The sequence below is a fragment of the Natronolimnohabitans sp. A-GB9 genome, assembly GCF_030848565.1.
Taxonomy (GTDB): domain Archaea; phylum Halobacteriota; class Halobacteria; order Halobacteriales; family Natrialbaceae; genus Natronolimnohabitans.
Genome location: NZ_JAVDDV010000015.1, coordinates 31,393 through 51,764 on the forward strand (window position 1 = coordinate 31,393; position 20,372 = coordinate 51,764).

The following is a 20,372-nucleotide window of genomic DNA, read 5'->3' on the forward strand; positions in this document are numbered from 1 at the left end:
CGTTTCGCCGTCGGTGGATGTCAGGAAGATGCGTCAGGGTGGTCGCCGGCGTCCGTCTCGGGTTCGTCGCCGTGATCGTGACCGCCGTCGTCAACGACGTTGCGACGTACGTCCGTCCGTACGATCGCACACGCTTCCGGGCAGACGAGTTGGTCGTCTCGCACCGACTCGATGCGATCCTCAGAATCGGTAGCTTCCTCGACCCCCCATGCTCGCCTTTTCAGACAGCTGTTACACCTGTCTCGAATGACTGTCTCGACGTCTGTACGGTCTGCGTCAGCGAGACACTGGAGGTGACCAGTCTGTCGGTCGGCCATCTCACGGAACGACACCGGCTCGAGACGACCGGTACGGTCACGGTGCCAGGTCGCGATCGATGCGGGATAGACGTCGTCGACTGCCTGGACGATACCCCTTGCATCGAGGAAGAGACGCCAGCCGCGTCGGAGTGTGTCGCTTCCGCGGAGCGGCCGATAGTCGCCGTCTGTGTCGGTCCGTGCGAGTGCCGGAAGTTCAAACAAATCGATTTGCTTAAGTGACTCGGATTCAGCGTCGAGGTCCTCGATATGACGGAGCTCGTACCGGCGATTCCCGGTCCGATCGCGTTCTACTCTCACTGCGAGTTGACCCCACGTTCGACACACTCCCTACCGGAGATCGTCGTACCGTGTGTCGATTGATCGGTCGGCTACATCGGCACCCTCGAGCCACCGGAGAAACGCTCGTCCCGGCGTTTCACGGCCGCCGACGATTCGATCCCAGTAAAACCAGTCGGTGACAAACGGAGCGTGGTGATCGATGACTTCCTCGAGAGTAGCGTACCGATGTGTGCCATCGTAGTCGTTGACGCGAACCCCGGATTCGGTCGCGGCTATGGAAACGATCGTGGGGTCATCGTAAGCGACGTCGCTCTCGTAACGATGTCCGACGATGTCACCTTTCTCGAGCGTCGTACGGAGTGTCGTACGGATATGGTCGGGTACCTCGAGTTCGTCCATCACGAACCGTTCACCCCCGTCGCAGTTTCGAGGACGCGTCGAACGATAACGTCTGCTAGAGCAGGGTGGGTTCCGATCGGCTCGGTGTATCGGACGTTTCGGCCGTCGATCTCACCAACGTGCGTTGTCGTCGTGTCGTCGATCCGGTGTGCGTGATCGAAACCGAGCAACTCGGGCACATCCGTCGTGACGTGGTCTCCTCGTCCGACAAAAAGCGGCACGGCGACGATCTGCTGGCGATCGAGCGATTTGAGGACCTCGCTCACGTACGGCGGCTCCTCGAGGTAGAACGCCTCGGAGACCGCCTTCGGGTTCCGGCGGCGAAGACGTTCCACGTGGTCGGTTGCTGCGACGGCGCTTCGGGGATCGTTCTCGGCCCCGTGAGCGATGATCGCGACGGCGACGTCCGACAGATCGCAAACAGTGTCGTCGGCACGGCAGGCCTCGAGCGCACGCGACGCGATCAAGTCCGTGACTGCTGGCGCCGTACCGACGGGGCGGGTAATCGTCACGTCGTCGACCGTGATGTTCGGTGCTGCGTCCAGTTCACGTGGCAGGACCGTTCGCGTGAAGTAGCCCTCGCTGACGAACAGCGGAACAACAAACCGGTGCGTGGCCGTTGTCGCCCGCAGCGCCTCCGCGAAGCTGGGTTCCTCCTGCCAGAAGGACACTCGCACCTCGTCGAACACGGGTCGCTCTCGGAGACGTCGTGCGTGGGCGTATACCGGATCTCCGGAGCCACGGCTCCGGGAAGAACCGTGAGCGGCGAGCACGACCGCCAGGTCGCGTTCGAGTGCTCGTGTTGTCGAGTTCGTTGGTCGGTACTGATGTCGATAGCCGTGTGGTGATGACTCTGTCATTGCTATGGAATCGTATTCGACGGTGATGAGCCGTCAGTCGATGTCGACCTCGTCTCGAGCGGACGTTCCGGATAGATCCGGATCTCGTCGTCAGCCCGGGAGACCATGCCGTCGATTTCGAACACGTCGGCGAGCAACGCTTCCGTCAACACCGTCGACGGCGGACCGCTGTCGTAGACCTCGCCGTCGTCCAGTGCGACGATATGGTCGCCGAAGCGAGCGGCGTACTGGAGGTCATGCATCGCCGCAACGACCGTTCGATTCTCGAGACCGGTCAACACCTCGAGGACGAGGAGTTGATTACGCAAGTCGAGGTGCGTAAGCGGTTCGTCGACGAGCAGGACGTTGGAGTTCTGGGCGAGGCACATCCCGATCCACGCGAGTTGTTGCTGGCCGCCGCTTAGATCGTCGACGGGCCGATCACGAATGGATGCGAGCCTGGCTTGTTCTATCGCCCGCTCGATCGCCTCTCGGTCCTGCTGACTCATCCCGTCGAAGAACCCCCGGTGAGGATAGCGGCCGTGTTCGACGAGTTCTTCGACTGTGAGCCCGTCGGGTGACGGACGACGCTGTGCGAGAAACCCGAGCTGGCGCGCAAGCTCGCGTGTATCGTACTGCTGAATCGCACATCCGTTCAGAACGACCTGTCCGTCGGACGGCGAGAGTTTCCGGGACAGCCCCCGCAATAGCGTGCTCTTGCCGCTTCCGTTCGGCCCGATCAATGCTACTGTCGATCCAGCCGGAACGTCTATCGTTACGTCTTCGATGACGGGATCCGTAGCGTCGGGATACTCGAGCCGAAGCCCGGACCCAGTCAGTACGGCGTTCGGTTTGTCTCGCCCATTGTAGTTAGCGTCTGTCATAAGTTACCGAGTTGTCGTCGTTTCCGCATGAGATACAGGAAGTACGGTCCACCCACGAGTCCGGTGACGATCCCGACCGGCACTTCGACCGGAGAGAACGCGAGGCGAGCCACGACGTCTGCAGCCAGCAACAGCGCTGGGCCGACGAAGAGACAGCCGAGAACGACGCGAGCGTGTGCTGTTCCGACGATCGTCCGGACAACGTGAGGAACGATCAATCCAATAAAGCCGACGATTCCGGCGATTGCAACGCTTATTCCCGCTGAAAGGATCGCCACGCAGGAGAGTCCGAATCGGATCCGTTCGACCGGCATTCCCAGCGAGTGTGCCGTCTCTTCACCGAGCAACAACACGTCGAGCTGTCTCGCACCCGCAATCGTCAACACGACAGTAACGGCGGTCACGAGTATCCCGATCCGGACCTGAGGCCAATCGACAGAGACGAGCGAGCCAGTCGTCCAAGCCAAGGCCCCTTGGACGACGCCGAGATCGTCAGCGACGAAAAAGAGCCCAGTCTGGAGCGAACTGAAGACGGTACCGACGATCACACCCGCGAGCACGAGTCTAACCGGACTGGTCCCGCCGTTCCAGGCGATGGCGTATACCAGCAGGAACGCGACCGCACCGCCCAGAGCCGCGAAAATCGGCAGCAAATAGATGAGACTTCCGAAAAACAGCAGTGTGAGGATGACTGCGAGTCCTGCCCCCGAACTCACTCCTAAAATGAAGGGACTGGCGAGTTCGTTCCGAGTCACTGCCTGAAAGACCGCCCCAGAGATTGCGAGGTTGATACCAACGATGAATGCAGCGAGGGCCCGTGGCAGTCGTAGCTCCCAGACGATCGTCGTCTCTGTCGAGAGTTCGGTCGCCTCGCCGAACAAGGACGACGCGATCCCCTCTCCGAGCAAGAACCGGCCCAAAGTAGCCGGATCACCCCACACTGCCGGATCGAAGACGGCACGCCAGGCTGTGACCACTGTCATCGAGTACGCGCCGAACGTCACCTGTATCACCCCCATTACGAGACAGACTGTGAGGCTGCCGAGGACGATGGGAACGAGACGCGAGTCGATCGACTCGAGGCCGACCACGGTACGGACAGAATCGACGCGTGAGGAATCACTCGCCATGACGGTTATGCGGTCGCAATCAGTTCGCGGAGCCGGTCACGATCGAACAGCCACTCGTCGTCTGGAACTTCGCCGACGCCGTGGAACTCCCCGAATTCCTCGGGGTACAACTGTTTTGCAAGCATCTCGAGCTGGAACAGGCTCGTGATCGGCCCTTGGTAGGGTGTGCCGCCGAGATAGAGACGCTCGTTTCTGACCGCGCTGATGTCATCCGCAACCGGGCTCTCATGGAGTGCTCGTTCCGTTTCAGCGGCGTTGTCGGGGTGGACGACACCGAAATTAAAGACGATAGCGTCGGGATCGGCTTCGGCTATCGCTTCGTGACCGATTCGGCTGGTTGCGCCTGTTTCATGAACCGACTCGTCGAACGCTTCGTGAACACCGAGCTGTCGATACTGCATCTGTCCGTAGGTGTCTTCACGCGCTGGCAACGTGTTGTAGAGGAAGTATGCATCACCTCGCCCTTCCGGGTTCGGGCCTGCCAGGAGTAACGCGACACGAGGGCGGTTCGATTCCGGCGGAAGGCGTGCAGTAATAGACGAGCGGACATCGTCGCGGAACGCGACTATGTCTTCCATTCGATCGACAGCATCGAACAGCTCCGCGTATTTCAATAGTAGCTCGTCGTACTCGTAGTACCGGTATTCGCCGTCGGGCCAGTTCGGCCAACCACTTTCCCGTGCTTCTCGGCTATAGTTGCCAAAAAACGGAGCAACGTTGCGCTCGAGTTCATCGAGGTCGTTGACCTCGAGCCCGTTGTTGGCTACGAGTCGGTTGGGGTCGACTGCGATCACATCCGGATCCAGACTGTAGACGAGTTCCTTGTTCACCTGATGTGTCTCCGGTTCGATATCGGTGACATCCGTGAGGTCGATGTCGAGGCCCAGTGTCTCGTAGAAGTCGGTAAAGACGTCGTCCGGTCGGATCATCCCGACCAGCGAGTCGAGTTCACCGAGACAGAGCGCCACGTCAACTGCAAAATCCCGTCCACCGATCCAGCGTTCAGGTGGCTGTTCAAGCGGAACCGTCCCGACTGGCTCGATCGAGATGTCGCCGTTGCCGTTCTCGTCGTCGGCGTCGGTGCCGCTCAGACATCCGGCACTAGCGCCGCTGAGAACCGCTGCTGCGATCGATCCGAGGGCTGTCCGTCGTCTGATCCGTACATGTCGACTACCGGCGCTATTCATGTTCGACTCAGTCTTAATAATTCTGAATGCATAGTATTTATCATTCATAATTTTGTCTCCTATGTTATTATCTACGACAACGCAAGACCAACACGGGGCGGCGTAGCGGCCCGTCGGATGGGAGTGCCGGCGAGAAGACGACGTGGACGGGACGGTACGAAAAGACCGACCACGAGCAGCAGCAACCACTTGCCTGACGCTTGCAGGCTACGTCTCACCTCACGGAGCGACTGAAGGGAGCGGGTAGAATGAGGCCGTTCACCGGTTGGCGGACCACGCGGCGTAGTGGGTCCGAGACGACTTGCCACCGACGATCTACTCACGACTACGATTTTGCCCCTCGAGCCCGTACGACCAGTATGCACGTCGTCGTCCTCGGCGGTGGCTACGCGGGACTGACCCTGACGCGTTCGCTCGAGTCCGACCTTCCGGACGACGTCGAGATTACGCTCGTCGACGAGTCGCCGGACCACCTCGTGCAACACGAACTCCACCGGGTGATCCGGCGGCCCGAGTTGGCAAACGAAATCCGGGTATCGTTGCCCGCAGCCCTCGAGCGAGCGACGGTTCGCGTTGCACGCGTCGAGGAAATCGATCGTGACGAGCGTGTCGTCGCGCTCTCCGACGGCAGTCTCGAGTACGACCTGGTGGCGATCTGTCTCGGCGCGCAAACGGCGTACTACGGACTCGAGGGCGTCCCAGAGTACGGCATCCCCCTGAAGCGGCTTTCGCACGCACGCCGGATTCGACGGCGGGCGCTCGAGGTCGTTCGGGGCGACGGCGACCGACTCGTCGTCGGCGGAGCCGGCCTCTCTGGTGTCCAGGTCGCGGGCGAACTCGCGGCGCTCGTCGACGAGACGGCAGGGACGGCGTCGGTCACGCTCCTAGAGCAAACCGAGCAGGTTGCACCCGGGTTCCCGGCGAACTTCCAGCGCGCCCTCGAACGTACACTGACCGATGCCGACGTCGAGGTTCGGACGGAAGCGGCCGTGGTCGGTGCCGACGCCGACTGCGTTCGCCTCGAGTCCGGCGAGCGACTGCCCGTCGACGCGTTCGTCTGGACCGGCGGGATTTGCGGCCCGGACGCGTTCGACGGCGACCGACCCGTGGTCAGTGCCGACCTGCGTCTCGACGAACACGCGTTCGCGCTCGGCGACGCCGTTCGGGTCGTCGACGCCGATGGAACTGCGGTGCCCGCAAGCGCACAAGCGGCCGTCCGTGAGGCACGGACGGCAGCAGCAAACATCGGTCGACTGGTCGAGGCCGAACGCGCCGACTCGGACGCCGATGCGTTCGAGCCCCGCCTCGAGTCGTTTACCTTCGATTCGCCGGGCTGGCTGGTCAGCGTCGGCGACGACGCGGTCGCACAGGTTGGGCCGACGGTCTTGACCGGCCGGGCGGCCAAGACGCTGAAGACGACGGTCGGCGTGGGCTACCTCTCGTCGGTCGGCGCCGTTGGAAACGCGGTCGACCGCGTCTCTCGGGAGTTCGGATCGGAGCAATCCGATTGATACGGACTGCTGTAGTCAACTACCGCCGATCGCCGACCCGTTCCTGGCGATCGTCGGCCTCTGGTTGTGGTGAGTGGTCGATCGGCTGACACCAGGGAGTAGTAGTGCGAGCTCAGGTCCAGCGATCGAGTCCCGTCTGCGTGACGCTCTCTTCGATCCGTTCGAAGCCGCGGGCGACCTCGTCGGGATCGACGGCCCACTCGTCGGTGACGTACTCCCGTGCGGCCTCGAGGTCCGGATCTAGCGTCGTCTCGAACTCGTAATCGTCGGTCACGTTGGGGTCTCGGAATAGTTGGCGAACGCGGTCGCCGTACTCGATCGTGTCGCCGCGGGCCTCGAGGACGCTCCAGAGATCGCCGTGTTCCGTGATCTCCGAAATCGCCGTCTTCGGACCGATCCCCGAGACGCCCTCGTTGAAGTCGGTCCCGATCAAGATGGCAGCGTCGATCACTTGCTCGAGCGTGAGATCGTGGCGTTCGAGGGTTGCCTCGAGATCCATCAGTTCGGGATCACCCTTGCTCGTGAGCTGGCGCAAGGTCAGGGGCGCGCCGAACAGCAAGGCGTCGTAGTCCTCCGAACCGACGTAGTCGGCGTCGCCCCGGCGGACCATGTGGGCCGCCTGCGCCTCGCCCTCGGCGGGGGCTTCGACGATGGGAACGTCGAGCAGTCTGAGGAGTTCGCGGCTCGTCTCCTGGATCGTCGGCGTCAACCGCTGGGTCCGGGACTCGAGTTGGGCGATGGCGACTTCGTCACCCTCCTCGCGGGCGACCTCGAGCTGTTCCTCGTACGAGCGGCGTTGTTCGCGGCGGGACTCGATTTCGTCGGCTTTGAGTTCGGAGGGTCCGCCATCAAAGACCATCACCGGCGTGATGTCGTTCTCGAAGAACTTGGGCAGTCCCTGGACGATACCGAGCAGGTTCGCGACCTCTGTCCCGTCGGCGGTCGTGTACGTCGAGCTATCGGTCCACTTGACCGTCGTCGTCAGATACCGGTAGAGCCAGTTGTGGGCGTCGACGGCGACGACACCCTCGATATCGGAGAACGGCACCTCCTCGATAACGGCGATGTCGCGCAGTGCAGCGTTTCCCATTACGCCGCAGTTAGGTGGACTGGGATTTGAATCGTTGGCTTCCCGGCCGAGGACTTGTTCGAGCGGAAAATATTTATCATCCCGATAACACACTGTAGCAACGGAATGGTCCCCGGAACGCACTCGAGTCGCCGAGCGGTGCTCGGCGGCATCGGTACCCTCCTGATCGGCGGCTGTCTCGACCGGACGAGACGCTCGACCGAAGCGGACGACTGGCGAATGTACGGCCGAGATCCCGGGCGGACACGGTACGTCCCGGACGTCGAGGTTCCAGACGCCGAGCCGGAAATCGCGTGGGACCGCAGCGTCGGCGCCTCTGGCTGGCGACCGCCGATCGTCGCCGACGCGACCGTCTACTGCCAGTACGCAAACGGGCTGTTCGTCATAGATCCCACGACCGGCGAGGGAACGCTCCTGAACACCTACGGCGCGTTCGGCCGGGGAACGGGACCGATGGCGTTCGCGCCGACGGAAATCTATCGCGACGGTGCGCTGGTCGTCCCCTACGGTGGGGCCATCGCCGGCTACGCCGCCGACCCCGAGGGCTGGCCGGACGAGGTGTCGGGCTTCGGCGGCGAACTGCTCCGGTGGTGGAGCGACGGGGAACACGTCGGAACCGGCGGTGCAGGTATCGCTTTACGCTCCGGCGAGTCGCGGTCGATCGCGTCGCCGCTCGTCACCGACGGGACGCTCGTGACCGTTCACCATTTCTCCGACAGCGTCTCCGCCGTCCGGCCCGACGACGGCAACCCGCGCTGGCGATACGCCCTCGAGGACGCGATACCGGACGACTGGGACTACGACCTCCACCCGATCGGACATGTCGTCGACGAGACGACCGGCACCGTCGTCGTCAAGGGACGGCTCTTCGGAACGCCGTACCTGATCGGGCTCGATCTCGCCGACGGGGATCTCGAGTGGACGGTCGACGAACGAGAGACCGATGCCGAGTTCAACGAACGGGAAGATAGCCTGCTCGCACGCGAGGGAGTGGTTTACACAGTCGGACAGACCGAAGACCGCGACCGGCGGATCCTCGAGGTCGACGCGGAGACCGGGGAACGAGGCTGGGACCGGACGCTAGATCGATCCGATCACGTCGGCCTCGCCGCCGACGAACGGAGACTGTATCACGTCGGGACCGTCGCCCGCGACGGAATCGATCCGCTGGCAGTCACGGCACTCGACCTCGACGACGGGAGCGTCCGCTGGGAGGTGATCTTCGACGGCGATTCGTTCGCTACTACTTCGTTCTCCTTCCAGCCGCCGACGGTAGCCGGCGACTCGCTGCTCGTTCCCGGAGACGACGGCCTGCACGCACTCGACTGCGAGACCGGCGACCTCCTGTGGACGTTTACGGAGATGGTCGGCACGTCGGGTGGAAGCGAGAAAGAGCGAGAGGCATTGACGCCACCCGTCGTCACGAACGACCGGATCGTCCTCGGCACCACGCTCGCGCTGTACGGACTCGATATTTCCTAACTATGTCGACTGACTCTGCTTCCACGACCGACACCACCGATACGAGCCCCGGATTCGCCACTGTCGTTCGCACCGTCGTCGCGATGGTTCGCGATCGTCCCGCGTCGCTCGTCCCGTTTCTCCTCGCCGGACTCGTCGGCGCAGCCAGTACTCTCGGGAGAATCGAGACGCCGTATCCGGTCGGCGTCTCGTCGTTCGGCGCGAGCGGATCGCTCCGGATACCGATCCCGCTCGTCCCGCGCCTCGAGCCGACCGTCGAACTCGCACCGACGATCCTGCCCGGCCTGCGACTCGAGTACGCCGTCGCCCTCCTCGGCTGGCAGGTCGCGCTCGCAGCGGTGACGGCGGTCACGTTCGCCGTCGGCATCTGGCTCGTCGCTTCCGGGACAGCGGGGTTCGCTCCGCCGATCGCTCGAGTCGGCTGGCTCGCAGTCTACGTGTTCGCCGTCCAGGGCGTATCCTTCGGGGCGATCTACGTGCTCGGGAGCTGGTTCACCGGGATCGGAACTACCGTGGTGACCGTACTCGCCGCAGTCGTCGTCGCGGGCGGACTCCTGGTGGCTCCTGCATCGATCGTCCTCGGTGGAACCCGACCCGACGCGGCGGTGCTCGAGAGTCTCGCCTACGCCGGCTCCAGACCGTTCTCGAGTGCCGGCCTGGTTCTCTGTCTCGGAATTCTCGCGGCACTCTTCACTGGCGTTGCGACGATCGTATCGGGGGTTCCAGGGCTCGCAGCCGGCACGATCACGAGCGTCGCAGTCGCGGGGACGGCCCACGCGGCAGTCGTCGCCAGCATCTACGAGCACGGCAGCGAAAACGACGTGTCGGCGAGCGACTCGTAGCTGACCCGGGAACGCTACTCCGTACGTTCCAGCGTCGGCGGATCGCTGTCCGCTCTCGATTCGAGAAACGACTCTTCCTCGACCGAGAGGTCGCGCTCGTGAAACTCCTCGAGGCCGCGTTGGTAGGCTTCTCGCTGGTTCGTCCAGTCTTCGGGTCGTGGATACTCGAGGATAAGTTCGGCAATTCCCGTCGTCGCTCCGGTGTAGCCAAAGCCAGCGCGATACAGTGCCTCGTAGGCGAAGGGGTTGTTGACGGCGATCCGAAGTCGTTCGTAGCCACGCTCGAGTGCGCGGTCGCGGGTGAAAGCGACCAGTTCGGGACCGATCCCTTCGCCGCGACGGTCGCCGGCGACGGTGACGTATCGCAGCCAGAGGGTGGTCGCGTCGGTGCGGTCCTCGTTGAACGCGATGGCGGCGACGATCGGGGGATCGGCAACCGGCCCGTTGCCGTCCGACTCGTCCGTGTCTCCTTTGTCGGTCGCGTCTCGAGCGACGGCTTTGCCGGTGTTGGTCATCACGAACTTGCCGGCGTAGCTGAACCGTTCGTGGTCTAAGCGTAGCTTCGGTCCGTCTGGCGGCCAGCCGAGCAGGTCGTACTCCACGGTAGCGGTCGTTCGCACGCCAGCCACTAAGGTACGGGGTGGTTTCGCTCGTACCGATTTATCGCCCGCGGACCGCGATTCCGATCTCGGATCGTTGCCAGTGTCCCCGCAACACAGTTATACGACCGAACTGAAGGGACGATCACAACTGTACGATCGAGCTATGACCGTCGAACGACCGTCGCCGGACGACCGGCGCGCCAACCCGGAGGAGTTAGACACCGCGTTTCGAGTACTTCGTCATCGGCGCCGCCGACTCGCCTGTTACGTCCTCCTCGAGCACGAAACCGCGTCGCTTTCGGACGTCGCCGACGCCGTCGCCGGCTGGCAGTACGCGACGGGTGACGGCATCGTCGAACCGCAGTGTCGTCGACAGTGTTACCTCGATCTCCGTCACACACACGTCCCGGTCCTGGTCGATGCCGGCGTGGTCCGCTACGACGAGGAAAGCGACACGCTCTCGCTGGTGCCGTGTCCGGAGCCGATTCGGGACCTCGTAATGCGAGCCTGTGCGTTCGAAACCGGTTCGTGACCCTCTACTCCCGTCTCCACTCAATGACTCTCTCCGACTGCTTCGATCGAATCGAGGATCCGCCACGGACGATCACCGTCTATGCACCGCCACCACGGCCGACGCTCGTCGAGCGACTAGAGCGGGAAACGGGGATCGACGCGGTCGCGTACAGACGGCTTCCGGAGGTCGCCGGCCCCAACCAGGGGTTTCTCGTCGTCCACGAGGGCGACGAGTTCGTCGCCGCGATCGGCCTCGAAGCCGCCCGCCAGTTCCTCGAGCCGCCGATCCGCGAGCCATGGGACGATCACGACGATCCCGCCTATCGGCGCGTGATCGAAACGTTCGACACGACGATCTGGCACGCGCTCGATCGACGACAACTGCTCGCGATCAGTCGCGAAATCGAGGCCCTCGCCTGGCGAACCAGCAGCGGCACGCTCCGGGCCAGTTTTCAGCGCGCGAGCGCACTCGAGGCGGCGGCGCCGGTGTACGTTCGACTCGCCGGGGAGACGGCCCTCGACGTCCACATCTACATCGACGACGACTGGAATCGACCATCGATTCCCGGCGTCACGATCCACGATGATGTCGGCGGCGAGATCGGCTCGTTCTGGGCGCTCGCCTTCGACGGCGGCGGCGACCGCCTTCGGGCAAGTGGCCTACTCGCCAGAGAAGTCGACGCGGGCACGTTCAGGGGCTGCTGGACCAACGACGTGCAGCTGGTCTCGCGGCTCGAACGGTCGCTCGCCACGGCAGGGGAGTAATCGGCGGTTCTCATACGGTCTCCTGTCGTCACTGACCCCGATCGCTACACGGGAGTGGCGATCGGCGGGAGATCAGGACAGCAGTCCGTCTCAGAACCGGTTTCGCCACCGTTGGGTCCGCAACACCTCGTCTTTCATCGCCGAACAGTGTTCTTTCGCGCGCTCGTCCTCGAACTCGTCGGTTAGGTCCTCGGCACACTCCTCCCACGAGCCGCCGATCGACGACCAGTACTCGAGGACGCTGTCCCGGTCCCACCCCTCCGGCAGGTCGTCGAGACCGTTGACGTCCTCGTCGACGATGTCGGTCTCGGCGTCGCCATCGGTCGATTGCGTCGCGTCGTCATCCTCGAGATTGCTGGCTTCCAGCGCCGACGCACGGTAGACCGCCGAGCCGACGGTCTCGAGACCGACGACGTACGCTGGCTGGTCGTCGCTGGCCGAGACGTCGGCGTAGTCGTCCTCGCCGCCCCCTTGGGGAAACGCGAAGTCGTCGGTCAGAACGGCGGCGACGACGCCACGCCCGTCAGGGGTCGCTACCTCGTCGCCCTCGCCGTATCTCGTTGCAGACTCACTCATACCCGCGGTTCGCCGTTCGTACAGGTATGGTCGGGGCACGGATGCGCAAGGAGTCGCCACGGGGACGTCCGGTCCGGTCGTCACTCGATCGATGTCTGTCGATGGCGAACGTCGCTGCCACAGTTCGGACACGTTCCCGGGTTGGTCGTCGCCGTCATGATCGTCCCACACGAGAAACACTCGTAGGTACTCTCGTCGGCGGGATCGTACTCGATGTCTCGGATCGTCGTCTTGAGGACCTTCTTCGACGCTTCCTCGTCGAGCGCCTCGATGACGTCACCCGCCGTGACGGCACCGACCAGTTCCTTGGACTCGTCGACGACCGGGAGTGCCATGAACTGCTGCCGGGAGAACACCGTCGCGACGCGGTCGACCGAGTCGTCGGTCTCGACGAAGACGACGCTGTCCGTGGCGATCTCGCCGATCGGCGTGTCGCCGCCGGCGTTCAACAGTTCGCGAAGCGACGTCACGCCCTCGAGCGTGCCGTCCCCGTCGACGACGTACGCGTAGTAGACGGTCCGTTCCGACCCCGCTGTCGACGTCCGAATCTCGTCGATTACGTCGTCGACCGGCGTCGTCGCTTCGAAGGACGTTACCGTCTCGTCGAGGATATCGCGTGCAGTTGCCATGGTGATGGTAGTACGTTCGGATCGCTTATGTCATTATGGGTGGCTGTGGTCGAACGTCGTCCCTCTCGACACACACGGACGAGACTCGAGTAGCGGACGTCTTATCCGACCGTCAGAACCAACTGAATCCGCGGTTCTGTAGCATCGACCGATCGAGGTAGAGCCGTTCGAGCCCCACGTCTCGGGCGTACTCGATCACCTCGTCGTACTCGTCTTCGGTGATCGGACGGTTGATGTCCGCGTAGACGTCCTCGGTTTTGGCCTTGTAGTGGGGTTGATACTGGGCCATGATGTCGACGACGGTCTCCTCGGAGAGCTCCTCGGCGAGAAACGCCAGCACTCGCTTGGCGTTCTCGACGTGATTCGGCATCACGAGATGCCGGACGAGCAATCCGCCGGTCGCCAGCCCGGTGTCGTCGATCCGGAGATCACCGACCTGTCGGTGCATCTCCCGTAGCGATTCCCTGACGTTCGACCAGTAGTTCGGCGCCTTCGAGTACATCGCTGCAGCAGCGTCGTCCGACCATTTCACGTCCGGCATGTAGATGTCGACGATGCCCTCGAGTCGCTCGAGGATCGCTGGCCGCTCGTAGCCGCCACAGTTCCAGACGATCGGAAGCTCCAGTCCGCGATCCGTGGCGATCTTGACGGCCTCGACCAGGTGGGGGGAGTGGTGGGTCGGCGAGACGAAGTTGATATTGTGACAGCCCTGGGCCTCGAGTTCGAGTGCCATCTCGGCGATCTCCTCGGGCGTCGCGGGCTCGCCCTCGGCCTCGTGGCCGGTCTCGAAGTTCTGGCAGAAGACACACTTCATGTTACAGTTCGCCAGGAATATCGTCCCGCTCCCGTTGTGGCCCTTGAGACAGTCCTCCTCACCGAAGTGGGGGAAGTACGTCGAGACGGACGCGGTGTCGTCGACCTGGCAGGTTCCCTCCTGGCCGGCGGTCCGATCGACGTGACACTCGTAGGCACAGAGGTCACAGTCGGCGTAGCGCTCCCAGAGGTCGGTACAGCGCTCCTCGAACGCCTCGTCCGAGAGGGCCTGGTAGTTCGGGGTCGTAGCTGGAGCGTCGACGCTCATACCAGGTGTTTGGGACTAGATACCAAAGGTGTGTCGTGGGTCAGCCGAGTGGTGACTCGAGTGTGCTGACGTGTTCGTCGAGAGCGGTCAGCTCACGTCACGACTGCCGCTGCTCACGGATTTGTTCGCCGCAGGAATGCGCGGACCGGGATTTGAACTACCTGAAGACGGTCTCGCTCGCACCGCTCGCGAGCGTGCGTCTTCCGTCGTTCAAACCCTTCATGTGATCCTGCTGCTCACGGATTTGTTCGCCGCAGGAATGCGCGGACCGGGATTTGAACCCGGGCCATGAGCTTGGAAGGCTCAGGTCCTACCACTAGACCATCCGCGCGCAGTCTTCGATTCTCCCTCGGGGGTTAAGACAGTTCCGTTTTCGATCAACTCGCTCGAGTCGACGTGCCCGACTCGAGACCCAGGTCAGCGATCCGAGCCGGCCACCGTCGCATAACAGTTGCCACTCGAGAGCTCCCACTCGAGGAGTTCGAGTGCGCTGGCCTCGAGTGCGGCCTCGAACTCCGCGGGCGAGTAGATGTGATAGAACCGGTCGACGGTCTCGCCGCCGGGGAGGGTCCACTCGAGGGTCGTATCGAACCCCTCGGTCGCTTCGAATCGGTCGTGGGCCGTCGACCAGGCGCTGACGAGCGCGCGACCGTCGGGGGCGAGCACCCGTGCGAGTTCGTCGAGGCTGTGCCGGCGCGCCTGCGGGGTCGGCAGGTGGTGGAGCGTGGCGACGTAGACGGCGAGGTCGACGCCATCGGTGGCAAGCGGCAACGCAGCGGCGTCACCCTGACAGAGCGCGACGTCGAACTCGCGGTCGGCGGCGCGCTCGCGTCCGGTCTCGAGGAGGCCGCGACTGGCGTCGAGCCCGACGACGGGCTCACAGTGGGGGGCCAGCAGTTCGGCGTGTCGACAGTTCCCACAGCCGAGGTCGAGACCGACGCGGTCCGTGTCGTCCGCCTCGAACTCGTCGGTAATCGTCTCGACGAACGCTTCAACCTCGGGCCAGGCGTACTCTCTGGTCGAAGCGAAGTGCGAGGCGATCCGATCGTACGTGTCGCGTACGGCAGCGCGACGGGCCGCGTCGTCGATTCGGTCCTGCTGGTCGGCCATCGTCGGCTCTCGTCGGGGAACGTCCAAAAAGCGTTCGCAACGACGACGCTCGGCATCACCCAAGGGGGCACAACTATCGTGATACTGATAGATCGTGCGTTACGTTCATACGGTGTGAGTCCGAACACTTCGGTACGGAATGAGGCGCGAGCATTTCACGGTAGATGTCAGAAACGTCGACTGGGTCGAGACCGATAGCGAACCGAGCAAACCCTCGGTATTGATCGACTTCACCGGCCCAGCGGCGATGCTTCGCGAGCGCCTTACCGGTCCCGATGGCGAGACCCTCGACGCCACGGAAACCGACGTCGCGCTCCGACTGCAAGAACCACTGGGAACGGATACGGCTGGTGTCGTTAGCGTGACCAATCGCATTACTGGCGAGTTCATCCTCGAACTCAACGAGGACGCCGGCGACGTCCTCCAGTTCATTCGAGCGGCCCGCGGCTACGGCGAGGATGCGCTCGACGACGAGGGCCGCTACGAAGTCGAGATCACCCTCGACGGCGACGAGTTCGTCACCTATGACAAACGAACGTTTCTCGTCTACGACGACGACGGCAATCTGCTTCGTCAGCACAGTCTGATCCCCAGCGGCGTCGAACTCTAGCCGTCGGTCGTTCCAGTTCGTTCGCATCGACCGGTAGCTATAAGTGTTTTAGGCCCACCTAAATCGAATAGACACCGGTGGACACCGGAGGATCGATCAATGGCGAACGGACAACTACTCACGACAGCTGCTGAGGAACGACGACCAGAGCGCCGCACCGACGACGTGGTGCTCGAGCTCGACGGCGTCGCCAAGCAGTACGGCGCCGAGGAAGTGATCCCAGACCTCTCGTTGTCCGTCCGCGACGGTGAAATCCTCACGCTGCTCGGTCCATCGGGATGTGGGAAGACGACGACGCTGCGTCTCATCGCCGGTCTCGAGAAGCCAAACGCCGGCACGATCCAACTCCGGAACGACGACGTCGCCGGCAACGGTCGGTTCGTGCCACCGGAGGAACGCGGCGTCGGCGTCGTCTTCCAGGAGTTCGCGCTCTTTCCGCACCTGACCGCCCGCGAAAACGTTGCCTTCGGCCTCCAGGACTGGCCCGAGGAAGAACGCGACGCCCGCGTCGCGGAACTGCTCGAGCTCGTCGGTCTCGAAAAACAGGGCGACGCCTATCCCGACGAACTCTCCGGTGGCCAACAACAGCGGGTCGCGCTGGCTCGCTCGCTGGCTCCCGAACCCGAGATGCTCTTGCTCGACGAGCCGTTCTCGAACTTAGACGTCGACCTGCGTGTCGAGATGCGCGAGGAGGTCCGCCGGATCATCAAGGAGGCCGGCGTCACGGCCGTCTCGGTGACCCACGACCAGGAGGAGGCGCTGTCGATCTCCGATCGCGTCGCCGTGATGAACCAGGGAGACATCGAGCAGATCGACACGCCACAGCAGGTCTTCCAGCAGCCCAAATCACGGTTCGTCGCGGGCTTTCTCGGCCACGCCAGTTTCCTCTCGGGGACGGTCCACGGCGACAGCGTCGACACCGCCATCGGTCGGGTTCTCCGCGACGACGTCAACGGTCTCGCTCATCAGTACGACGGGAGCAAGATCGATTTGCTGGTTCGTCCCGACGACGTGACAGCGTTCCCGGCTACCGACGAAGAGGCGAACGGGACCGTCGTCTACCGACGGTATCTCGGGCCCACCGTCCTCTATCGCGTCGAACTCGACTCCGGAGAAACGATCGAGTGTATGCACAACCACTCCGACCAGATCAACCTGGACGAACGCGTCGCCGTCCGCGTCACCGCCGACCACGAACTCGCCTGGTTCCCGGTCGGCCAGCGCGAAAACGGAACGATCGCTGCGGACTAACATTTCGCTATCTATCGCCTCAAGTCCGGTGTCGGCTCCCGATTCGTTCGTACTGACGACCGATACCGGCACCCACCACCGGCACCAGTCGACAGTGGCGAAACGCGAGCAAACGCCCGGAATCACGCCGTTGACCCGTTCCTCCGCCCTTGTAGTCCCCTCGCACACAACGCTTAAGCCGGGACCGTTCCTATACGTGACCATGCATAAAGACGAACTCCTCGAGCTCCACGAAGAACTCGTCGTCATCATGGAGTACTTCGCCGACCGGGAGGACGTCGACGAGGAGTTGTTCGAGCCCTACCGCCAGCTCGACGTCGACCCCTCCCACGTCCACAAATCGAAAAGCGAGCACAAACACGCCGTTTTCGTGCTTGGCAACGCCCTGGCGAAGGGGATGAGCGAAGACGAGTTCTCGAGTGCGGGCCGGATCGGCAAGCGGATGAAGGAACTCGCCGAGGACGCCGAGTCAAAAATCTAGACAGTATCTAGGCGAAACGTATTTGGTCCGGTTCCCGTTTGTTGACGTATGGACCCGCGCACGCAAGAGCGCGTCGAACAATGGGATTCTCGCCCGTTCAGTGGCGGTTACGACGGTCTCTCCGATCTCGCTGACGACGATTTCTCCGGCGCCGTCACCGACACTGGGACGTGGCTGTTCATGTTAAATGGCCGCGTCGTCGGCGTCGTCGACGGCACGATCGAGGACTTCGAGACGGCGTCGGGCACCGTCTACGAGGCACCGGATCCTGCGTTGCCCCTGCTCTGTACGATGGAGTCCCAGGGCGGCGAGCCAAGAGCGAAGTACTACACCAACGAGACACCCCTCCAGGAGGTCGACCAGACGCTCCAGGATGGATCGTTTACGGGGTATATCGAACTGAGCGAGAACGTCCTCAGCGGCGACTACTACGCCGTCTACTACGGTGGTCGACGGATGGCCGCCGCCTACATCGGCAACGCCGAGCGGTTGCTCACCGGCGAGGAGGCGTTCGAGCGGGCCGCCGACGAGGTCGGGATCTACGAGGTCACCGACGTCGAAATCGACGTCACCGACGTTCCCGGGACGGACACCGACGAATCGGCCACCGATTCCGGCTCCGACACCGTCGACGACGGATCGGACGCTGACTCAGTAGCGAACGCCTCGTCTCGAGCCGAGCCGAGTGCCGACCCGACCGAGTCGGCGATCGACGCGGTCGATATCTCGAGCGCCGAGCCGACTGCCCAAACGGATACGACGGATACTGACGACGGAGCCACAGGCACGTCGATCGGGGACGTCACGATCGGCGAGCCCGCCGACGGTACGACGGCCGACTCGAGCGACGATCCTGTCGGCGGTTCGACGACGGACCCGACCGACGTCGATACCGACGTGACGGACGGACCGTCGGGAATCACCACGACGGACGACACCGAGCCGGACCCACCCTCGAGTGGGATCACCGACGCGGACGTCCCAGCATCCGCGAGTGAAACGACCGTCGACGAGTCTCCGGCCCTCGGCGGAGAGTCGGACGCGGCCGGTAACGAACGGACGACCGCACCAGCCCGCGGGACGTCCACCGCGTCCGAGTCGGTACCGACAGCAGCCGAACTGGCCGAGCAGCCGGAACCCGACTCGAGTGAGACGACAGTCGAGACGGCAGAACGGTCGACCCCCTCTTCTGCGGTGTCCGAGTCGACAGAGGACGATGTCGACGACCAACAGGGAACCGCCGAGATCGCAGGTGACACCGGTCCCTCCCCAGCCGAGGTCGAAGCCGCGGCACAGCAACTCGAGGAAAGCGACATCTCCTGGACCGAAGACGACGTCGACGCCCCAGACGAGGCGCCGACCGTCGAGCCGACAGAAACGGCCTCGACTGCGGAGACGGATGTGGAGCCGGCGCCCGCGGAGGGCACCGAAGAGCGATTCGAAGAAGAGGCCCAGTGGCGCGAGACGCGCAGCATTCCGTCGATCGATCCCGACAACAGCGAGGTTCCGGGCTCGAGCCAAGCCGGAGCGGAGAGCCACGACGAGGCAAGCCAGCGCACGCAGACCGGTCGTTCCGACGTGCGTACAGATCGAGCCGACAGCGAGACGCGAGAGCGGCCGGCGCGTCGACGAGAGGCCAGTACCGAGCACCGCGAAACTCACTCCAGGACTCGAGCCGGAGCGACTCAGGAGACGGAAGCGGAACCGAGTCCGGAGAGTGATCGTGAGGCCGAACCGGCGACGACCGGCGACGCGACCGCGTCCGACGAACGGACCGCTGCCCTCACCCAGCGAATCGAGACGCTAGAAGCCAAACGCGACGAACTCGCCAGAATGGCCGAGGAACTCGAGGCCGAACGCGACCGGTTACGGTCGGAAAACGAGGAGCTCTCGGCGACGGTCGACCAGCTTCGGTCCCGAATCGAGGACCTCGAGGCCGAACTGGAACGCGCCCGCGAGACTGCCGACGACGAGCCGGCTGCACGCACCGAACTCCCGCCCGAGCGGGCGCTTGCGGAGACGAACCTCTTCGTCCGGTACGCCTCGAAGAGCCAGCCGACCCTCGAGTCGGCCCACGACGGCGAGGGAGACCGCGAGGCGGTCGCTACCAACCTGCGACTCGAGCGCCACACCGGGTTCGATGCGACCGACGTCGCCGTCGACGGACGGGACTACGAGTCGTTCCTGACCGAGACGATCGAACACCGGTTCGTCGACTGGCTCACCGGAACGGCGCTGTTCGAGATTCGCGAGACGGGCAACGCCGACGGGCTCGGCGACCTCTACGACGCCATCCCGCGAATCGACCGCGTCGAACTCGACGCGACGATCTCGCTCGCCGACGACGACACTGAGGACGTCCCCGATCGAGCCGAGTTCGACGTCGTCGCGTTCGACAAGATGGGGAATCCGCTCGTCGTCGCCAACTTCAACGACTCGCGCGACCCCGCGACGCGGGAGATGCTCGAGACGGTAGAAGAGACGGCCTCGGCAGTCAAGGCCAACTATCCGGACCTGGCGGCGGCGGTCGTCGTCACCGCGAGTTACTTCGAGCCAGGCGCACTCGAGGTCGCCGAACAGGCGACGAGCAGCGGCTTACTCAGCCGCGGCTCGAAGCTGAGTTACGTCAACCTCTCGCGGAAACGGGGGTATCACCTCTGTCTCGTCGAGTCCCGGTCGGAAGGGTTCCACGTGAACGTGCCCGAGTTGTGATTCGATCGGCGACTGTTCGATCGTGATCGTCGTCGATCGCCGGCGAACGGACTCGAGTGAGGTGAGTATCGGCGGAAAC

21 protein-coding genes and 1 tRNA gene are annotated in these 20,372 nt (G+C 63.7%); 9 read left to right on the forward strand and 13 right to left on the reverse strand.

Annotation, left to right across the window (positions count from 1 at the left end; translation table 11 throughout):
• Positions 1–20: 20 nt before the first annotated feature.
• From RBH26_RS16045 to RBH26_RS16070, 6 genes are read right to left on the reverse strand one after another with little or no spacing between them, the layout of a single operon-like run.
• The gene (locus RBH26_RS16045; RefSeq protein WP_306759389.1) at positions 21–644 is read right to left on the reverse strand and encodes a DR2241 family protein; all 624 of its coding nucleotides are present in this window, start codon (positions 642–644) and stop codon (positions 21–23) included.
• Between the two features lie 3 nt (positions 645–647).
• The gene (locus RBH26_RS16050) at positions 648–1,001 is read right to left on the reverse strand and encodes a hypothetical protein (RefSeq protein ID WP_306759390.1); all 354 of its coding nucleotides are present in this window, start codon (positions 999–1,001) and stop codon (positions 648–650) included.
• Positions 998–1,858 carry a CbiX/SirB N-terminal domain-containing protein gene (locus tag RBH26_RS16055; protein ID WP_306759391.1) on the reverse strand — a complete coding sequence of 287 codons (861 nt, stop codon included), beginning with the start codon at positions 1,856–1,858 and terminating at the stop codon, positions 998–1,000. Before RBH26_RS16055 ends, RBH26_RS16050 begins: the two co-directional genes overlap by 4 nt.
• A 2-nt stretch (positions 1,859–1,860) precedes the next feature.
• Positions 1,861–2,721, reverse strand: coding sequence for an ABC transporter ATP-binding protein (locus RBH26_RS16060; protein ID WP_306759392.1), 861 nt, complete (start codon positions 2,719–2,721; stop codon positions 1,861–1,863).
• The gene (locus tag RBH26_RS16065; RefSeq protein WP_306759393.1) at positions 2,718–3,851 is read right to left on the reverse strand and encodes an iron ABC transporter permease; all 1,134 of its coding nucleotides are present in this window, start codon (positions 3,849–3,851) and stop codon (positions 2,718–2,720) included. The genes RBH26_RS16060 and RBH26_RS16065 overlap by 4 nt, the downstream gene beginning before the upstream one ends.
• 5 nt (positions 3,852–3,856) lie before the next feature.
• Positions 3,857–5,038 carry an ABC transporter substrate-binding protein gene (locus RBH26_RS16070; RefSeq protein WP_306759394.1) on the reverse strand — a complete coding sequence of 394 codons (1,182 nt, stop codon included), beginning with the start codon at positions 5,036–5,038 and terminating at the stop codon, positions 3,857–3,859.
• Positions 5,039–5,397: 359 nt separating this feature from the next.
• Here RBH26_RS16070 and RBH26_RS16075 point away from each other — a divergent pair, with 359 nt between their 5' ends.
• Positions 5,398–6,549 (forward strand): FAD-dependent oxidoreductase, encoded by a 1,152-nt coding sequence (locus RBH26_RS16075; RefSeq protein WP_306759395.1) that lies wholly within the window; start codon positions 5,398–5,400, stop codon positions 6,547–6,549.
• Between the two features lie 112 nt (positions 6,550–6,661).
• On the opposite strand, the gene fen is transcribed toward RBH26_RS16075, so the two are convergent.
• A complete protein-coding gene (gene fen / locus RBH26_RS16080) occupies positions 6,662–7,639 on the reverse strand; it encodes a flap endonuclease-1 (RefSeq protein WP_306759396.1) in 978 nt (325 codons plus the stop codon).
• Between the two features lie 105 nt (positions 7,640–7,744).
• Here fen and RBH26_RS16085 point away from each other — a divergent pair, with 105 nt between their 5' ends.
• Both RBH26_RS16085 and RBH26_RS16090 read left to right on the forward strand, forming a co-directional pair.
• Positions 7,745–9,121, forward strand: coding sequence for a PQQ-binding-like beta-propeller repeat protein (locus RBH26_RS16085; protein ID WP_306759397.1), 1,377 nt, complete (start codon positions 7,745–7,747; stop codon positions 9,119–9,121).
• A 2-nt stretch (positions 9,122–9,123) separates the two neighbouring features.
• Positions 9,124–9,963, forward strand: a complete 840-nt coding sequence (locus RBH26_RS16090; protein ID WP_306759398.1) for a hypothetical protein — start codon at positions 9,124–9,126, stop codon at positions 9,961–9,963.
• A gap of 14 nt (positions 9,964–9,977) precedes the next feature.
• Here the strand turns inward: RBH26_RS16090 and RBH26_RS16095 are convergent, their stop codons facing one another.
• Positions 9,978–10,565 carry a GNAT family N-acetyltransferase gene (locus RBH26_RS16095; protein ID WP_306759399.1) on the reverse strand — a complete coding sequence of 196 codons (588 nt, stop codon included), beginning with the start codon at positions 10,563–10,565 and terminating at the stop codon, positions 9,978–9,980.
• A 163-nt stretch (positions 10,566–10,728) separates the two neighbouring features.
• On the opposite strand from RBH26_RS16095, the gene RBH26_RS16100 reads away from it, so the two are divergent.
• Together RBH26_RS16100 and RBH26_RS16105 are read left to right on the forward strand one after the other, a co-directional pair.
• A complete protein-coding gene (locus tag RBH26_RS16100) occupies positions 10,729–11,097 on the forward strand; it encodes a hypothetical protein (RefSeq protein WP_306759400.1) in 369 nt (122 codons plus the stop codon).
• A 23-nt stretch (positions 11,098–11,120) separates the two neighbouring features.
• On the forward strand, positions 11,121–11,843 hold the full coding sequence (locus RBH26_RS16105) for a DICT sensory domain-containing protein (RefSeq protein WP_306759401.1): 723 nt from the start codon (positions 11,121–11,123) through the stop codon (positions 11,841–11,843).
• 90 nt (positions 11,844–11,933) lie between these two features.
• Here the strand turns inward: RBH26_RS16105 and RBH26_RS16110 are convergent, their stop codons facing one another.
• From RBH26_RS16110 to RBH26_RS16130, 5 genes are all read right to left on the reverse strand, one after another.
• Positions 11,934–12,419 carry a hypothetical protein gene (locus RBH26_RS16110; protein ID WP_306759402.1) on the reverse strand — a complete coding sequence of 162 codons (486 nt, stop codon included), beginning with the start codon at positions 12,417–12,419 and terminating at the stop codon, positions 11,934–11,936.
• An 80-nt stretch (positions 12,420–12,499) separates the two neighbouring features.
• On the reverse strand, positions 12,500–13,048 hold the full coding sequence (locus RBH26_RS16115; RefSeq protein WP_306759403.1) for a rubrerythrin-like domain-containing protein: 549 nt from the start codon (positions 13,046–13,048) through the stop codon (positions 12,500–12,502).
• A gap of 112 nt (positions 13,049–13,160) precedes the next feature.
• Positions 13,161–14,129: a radical SAM protein gene (locus RBH26_RS16120; RefSeq protein WP_306759404.1), complete on the reverse strand. Its 969-nt coding sequence runs from the start codon at positions 14,127–14,129 to the stop codon at positions 13,161–13,163.
• 260 nt (positions 14,130–14,389) lie between these two features.
• Positions 14,390–14,460 (reverse strand) — tRNA-Gly (locus tag RBH26_RS16125).
• Positions 14,461–14,546: 86 nt separating this feature from the next.
• Positions 14,547–15,239: a class I SAM-dependent methyltransferase gene (locus RBH26_RS16130; RefSeq protein ID WP_306759405.1), complete on the reverse strand. Its 693-nt coding sequence runs from the start codon at positions 15,237–15,239 to the stop codon at positions 14,547–14,549.
• Between the two features lie 139 nt (positions 15,240–15,378).
• On the opposite strand from RBH26_RS16130, the gene RBH26_RS16135 reads away from it, so the two are divergent.
• The 4 genes from RBH26_RS16135 to RBH26_RS16150 all read left to right on the forward strand — a co-directional run bounded on the left by RBH26_RS16135 (position 15,379) and on the right by RBH26_RS16150 (position 20,293).
• On the forward strand, positions 15,379–15,849 hold the full coding sequence (locus RBH26_RS16135; RefSeq protein ID WP_306759406.1) for a DUF5793 family protein: 471 nt from the start codon (positions 15,379–15,381) through the stop codon (positions 15,847–15,849).
• A 99-nt stretch (positions 15,850–15,948) separates the two neighbouring features.
• Positions 15,949–17,100, forward strand: coding sequence for an ABC transporter ATP-binding protein (locus RBH26_RS16140; RefSeq protein ID WP_306759407.1), 1,152 nt, complete (start codon positions 15,949–15,951; stop codon positions 17,098–17,100).
• A gap of 202 nt (positions 17,101–17,302) precedes the next feature.
• Positions 17,303–17,581, forward strand: coding sequence for a UPF0058 family protein (locus RBH26_RS16145; RefSeq protein WP_007257910.1), 279 nt, complete (start codon positions 17,303–17,305; stop codon positions 17,579–17,581).
• 48 nt (positions 17,582–17,629) lie between these two features.
• A complete protein-coding gene (locus tag RBH26_RS16150) occupies positions 17,630–20,293 on the forward strand; it encodes a transcriptional regulator (RefSeq protein WP_306759408.1) in 2,664 nt (887 codons plus the stop codon).
• Positions 20,294–20,372 lie beyond the last annotated feature (79 nt).